The following is a 4,582-nucleotide window of genomic DNA, read 5'->3' as shown; positions in this document are numbered from 1 at the left end:
AAAACTTAAAAACGGTTGAAGAACAAAAGAAAAAGATATTTGATCAGAAAAAACACAAGAGTTAACTCTAGTAGTAACAAATTTAGAGGGGTTTTCCTCTAGTATTAACTCAAGTCTTAATAATGTAGACTGGCTAACTAAACGTGATATTATTAGAACGTTAGTTAAGCGAATTGAGATTAATTTTGAGGATGTAAACATCGTGTTTAGAGTAAAAGAGCTTCCAGACTCTTTTCATATGGAGAAAAATCAATGCTTGCAATGTTGTTGTAGGGGTAGGGAAACCTTTCTTGGGTTAGCTATATATGCTTGACGCTGAAATCATGTCATTTGTTATAGGATTCTTAGTTGCTGATTTTAGAATTGATAAGAGAAAACTTTTTTTCAACTTTTTGTATAATTTTATAAAAGTGATCAAAATCTAAGCTTGCACTGCCAATTAAAACTCCTGATAAATTTGAGATACTGAGCAAATTTTCTATATTTTCTGAACTGACTGAACCACCATATATAATGTGTTTTTTACCAGTACACAATTTTATTACCTCTATCACCTCAGTAATTGCATCATTATTTGGCACATGACCTGTGCCTACTGCCCATATTGGCTCATATGTTACGGTATATTCACCGTGTGTTGTCAGGCGGTTTTTACATTGATATTCTAATACTTCTTTTGTTTTTTCATTCTTATAATCTTCTGAATTTTCACCTACACAGATAATTGGGTGTAAGCCTGATTCTATTGCTATTTCCGACTTAAGTTTTATTTCACTATCTTCTTCATTGGCCCTTTCAGAGTGCCCAAGTATTACGTAAGTACACCCTAGTTCTTTTAACATTTCTGCACTAATTTCACCTGTGTAAGAACCGAACTTTTTATAATGGCAATTCTGTGCTCCTATATTAATATTGTTGTTCAACTCTATACTGCTTGGAAATGATGTAAAAGGAGGACAAATTACTAAGTTAGAGGTAATTTCGTTGCTCTTGTCGTTAAGTTTGCCTATAAAGTGAACAAATGAAGAACGCATTCCATTCATTTTCCAATTTGCTACCATTAAAAAGGACATCAACTTTACTTATATGAGGGAGAGTGCCGGCTGTCGGACTTGAACTGACAACCTACTGATTACAAGTCAGTTGCTCTACCAATTGAGCTAAGCCGGCATTAAACACATTAATAATATACAATTATCAATGAATTTTAGTCAACTAATTTTTAAAATACTGTATAATGAAAATAATATGAAAAAATTTTTACTGAAGCCAAAAAAGAGTCTAGGGCAAAATTTTATTTTATCGAGTGAGATAACAAAAAAAATAGTCGCTTTAGCTGGTAGTCTGGAGAATTTTAATGTCATTGAAATTGGTCCTGGATATGGTGCATTAACAAGAGAAATATTGGTGCATAATCCAAAGTCTCTACTTTCTATAGAAAAAGATAGAGATTTAGTAAAACACCATGACCAACTGCTAAATGAGCATCAAGGAAAGTATAGAATTATAGAAGCGGATGCACTGCATGTTACAGAAGAAGAGCTCATAGAGCGCCCAGTTAAAGTTATTGCTAACTTGCCTTACAATATCTCGGCAGCGTTATTTTTAAAGTGGTTAAATAGTATAAAATTTTTTACGAGTTTGACATTAATGTTTCAAAAAGAGGTAGCAGATCGCATTACAGCAAGACCCAATTCTAAAGATTATGGTTCCTTATCAGTGCTAAGCCAGTTACTATGTGATATAAAGAAGGAATTTGATATTGAACCTAAAGAGTTTTTTCCAAGACCAAAAATACATTCTTCAGTAATTACAGTAAATCCTTTGCCTATCCCAAAATTTGCAGTAAATTTGGAAACCTTAACAAGATTAACACGTGCTGTTTTTTCTCAAAGAAGAAAGATGCTGAGAAATAGCTTACAAAATGTAACGAACCACGCTGAAACTGTCCTTGAAAACGCTAAATTGAGTGGAAATGAACGTCCAGAAAACTTAACTATTGAGCAGTTCTGTTTGCTGGCAAATAATGTAGAATGCTTATTGTGCAATAAAATGTATTAGCAACTATATAGCTTTTCTATCTCCTAAAAACAGTTAGAGCTATACAATTAAAGGCTCCTAGCTAATTTTGCCTATTGCAATTTAATTAATTGGCGTATAAGCTTTAAATAAAGCCTATGAAAAAAATGGAAGCTTGTTATTCGTTTGACGATATACTTCTTTTGCCAGCCTATTCTACTATGTTGCCTTGCGATGCAGATACAAAAACTTATTTAACAAATAGTATAGAACTAAATATCCCTCTCATATCCTCTGCAATGGATACTGTTACTGAATCGGGCTTTGCAATAGCTATTGCCCAGCATGGAGGGATAGGTTGCATACATAAGAATTTATCAATAGATGAACAAGTTTTAGAAGTAAGAAGGGTGAAAAAATATGAAAGTTGGATCGTGTATAACCCAATTACGATTTCACCGGATAAAACAGTTGCGGAAGCAATTTCATTAATGAGAGAGCACAATTATTCTGGCATTCCTGTAGTCGATCAACGCAAGTTAGTTGGAATTTTAACTAACCGAGATGTGAGATTTATTGAAGACCAGAACATGAATGTAAAAGTTTCCGAAGTGATGACAAAAGATAAGTTAGTGACAGTGCGGGAGCAGGGAGTGAATAGTGCCTCAGCAATGAAATTGTTGCATGAAAATAGAATAGAAAAGCTTTTGGTCGTAGATGAAAATTCTTGTTGTATAGGTTTAATTACGGTTAAAGACATTGAAAAATACAATAGATACCCAAATTCATGTAAAGACAGTAAAGGGCGTCTCAGAGTTGCCGCTGCAATTGGCACTGGTAAAAAAGATGGTATAGACAGATGTGAAGCTTTGATCGGAGAAGAAGTTGATGTAGTTGTTGTGGATACTGCTCACGGTCATTCCGAAAACGTTATCAATACCATTAGGGAAATAAAAAAGATGTATCCTAATACGCAATTAATTGGCGGAAACATTGCAACAAAGGAGGCTGCTGAAGCGTTGATTGATGCAGGTGTTGATGCAGTGAAGGTTGGAATAGGACCAGGATCAATCTGTACAACCAGAATAGTTACAGGTGTTGGTGTGCCACAATTCTCTGCAATCAAGAATGTTGCAGAGGCGTGTAGAGCAAGAAACGTCAGACTAATTGCTGATGGTGGGGTAAAATACTCAGGAGATGTTGCAAAAGCTATTGCAGCTGGTGCTGACTCTGTGATGATTGGTTCGATTTTTGCTGGCACTGACGAAAGCCTAGGTGAGATTATTATGTATAAGGGCAGAGCATATAAAGGCTATCGAGGAATGGGATCTATTAGTGCAATGAAACGAGGTTCAGCTAGCCGTTATTTTCAAGATAAAGATTCAAAACTAAAATTAGTTCCACAAGGAGTGGAAGGAAGAGTTCCATTCAAAGGTCCAGCTTCAGGAGTAATCCATCAATTGATTGGCGGATTGCAAGCTGCAATGGGGTATACTGGTAATAGGAATATAGAAGAGATGAAAAAAAATTGTAAATTTGTTACTATTACTGCATCAGGATTAAGAGAGAGTCACGCTCATGATATAGTCATTACACAAGAAGCTCCAAATTATGCTTATCAAGCGTCCAATTTGTCAACCGATTCGGAGTAGTCCAGAAAAAAGTAGAGAGAAAGTTAAGACGTTTTTGGAGTAAAATAAAACGTTTTTTCAAAATATGACAAATAGAAGAGAATATACAGCAGAATTCAAATTAGAAGCTGTTAAGCTGGTTAAAGAAACAGGTCAAGCAAGTACAAAAATAGCAAAAAGATCTAGGTATAGATGGTAGTATGTTAAGTAAGAAAATATGATGGAAAAATGTCTGGAGCATACGCATTTCCAGGCAAAGGCTCCTTATGACAAAGAAAGATTTGATCTAAAAAAAGAACTAACAAGAGAAAGAGACATTTTAAAAAAAAGCCCTGGGCAAAGAAAAAGAGTAAAGTATTCTTTTATATAGAAATTGCTATAAAACACAGGAACTATGTAGGGTTTTGTACTGGTGGTATTGGTTGCTAAGGAAAAAAGCAGTAAAGAATTAGCAAAAGAAGGGCTTCTAGCAGATATTCAAAAAATACATCAAGCTTCTAAATGCAGATATGGAGCTCCTAAAATTCACGCTAAATTAAAAGCTTTAGGCAAAAATTAAAACAGTACAAAGTGTTATGCAAGAAAATGGCATTAAAACCAAGCTTAGACGAAGGTTCAAAAATAAAAAACAGCAAATAAGCAACCGAGTTGTGGCTCCGAACACATTGGATCAAAATTTTACTACTGATCAGCCAAATAAAGTTTGGGATTACCTACATAAAAACTAAAGAAGGTTGTTGGCGGCAATAATTGACCTATATTCACGCATGGTGGTTAATGAGTAACATGATAATTAGTTATAGATTCTTTATTGATGGCCGTTGATAAACGCAAACCCGATAAAAATCTGCTGTTACATAGCGATCAAGGGTCACAGTATACCTCTCAAAATTACCAATTTCTATTGAATACAAAAAACATCATTTCCAGCA

The 4,582-nt window shown here is 34.6% G+C and carries 3 protein-coding genes, 1 tRNA gene and 1 pseudogene; 3 read left to right on the top strand and 2 right to left on the bottom strand.

The features are described 5' to 3' along the window. Positions 1 to 344: 344 nt before the first annotated feature. Positions 345 to 1,073: a triosephosphate isomerase gene (locus WGMM_RS01665; RefSeq protein ID WP_038249133.1), complete on the bottom strand. Its 729-nt coding sequence runs from the start codon at positions 1,071 to 1,073 to the stop codon at positions 345 to 347. Between the two features lie 24 nt (positions 1,074 to 1,097). Then, positions 1,098 to 1,170, bottom strand: a tRNA-Thr gene (locus tag WGMM_RS01660). Positions 1,171 to 1,248: 78 nt separating this feature from the next. Between WGMM_RS01660 and rsmA the strand changes: the two genes are divergently transcribed. The 3 genes and pseudogenes from rsmA to WGMM_RS07455 form a co-directional block, all read left to right on the top strand. Next, on the top strand, positions 1,249 to 2,061 hold the full coding sequence (gene rsmA, locus WGMM_RS01655) for a 16S rRNA (adenine(1518)-N(6)/adenine(1519)-N(6))-dimethyltransferase RsmA (RefSeq protein WP_038249135.1): 813 nt from the start codon (positions 1,249 to 1,251) through the stop codon (positions 2,059 to 2,061). 116 nt (positions 2,062 to 2,177) lie between these two features. Next, a complete protein-coding gene (gene guaB, locus WGMM_RS01650; protein WP_038249131.1) occupies positions 2,178 to 3,671 on the top strand; it encodes an IMP dehydrogenase in 1,494 nt (497 codons plus the stop codon). A gap of 64 nt (positions 3,672 to 3,735) precedes the next feature. Then, positions 3,736 to 4,582, top strand: a pseudogene (locus tag WGMM_RS07455) (IS3 family transposase); the annotation flags it as partial.

Source organism: Wolbachia endosymbiont of Glossina morsitans morsitans (assembly GCF_000689175.1).
Classification (GTDB): Bacteria; Pseudomonadota; Alphaproteobacteria; order Rickettsiales; family Anaplasmataceae; genus Wolbachia; species Wolbachia pipientis.
This window is presented reverse-complemented; position numbering and strand designations above follow the sequence as displayed.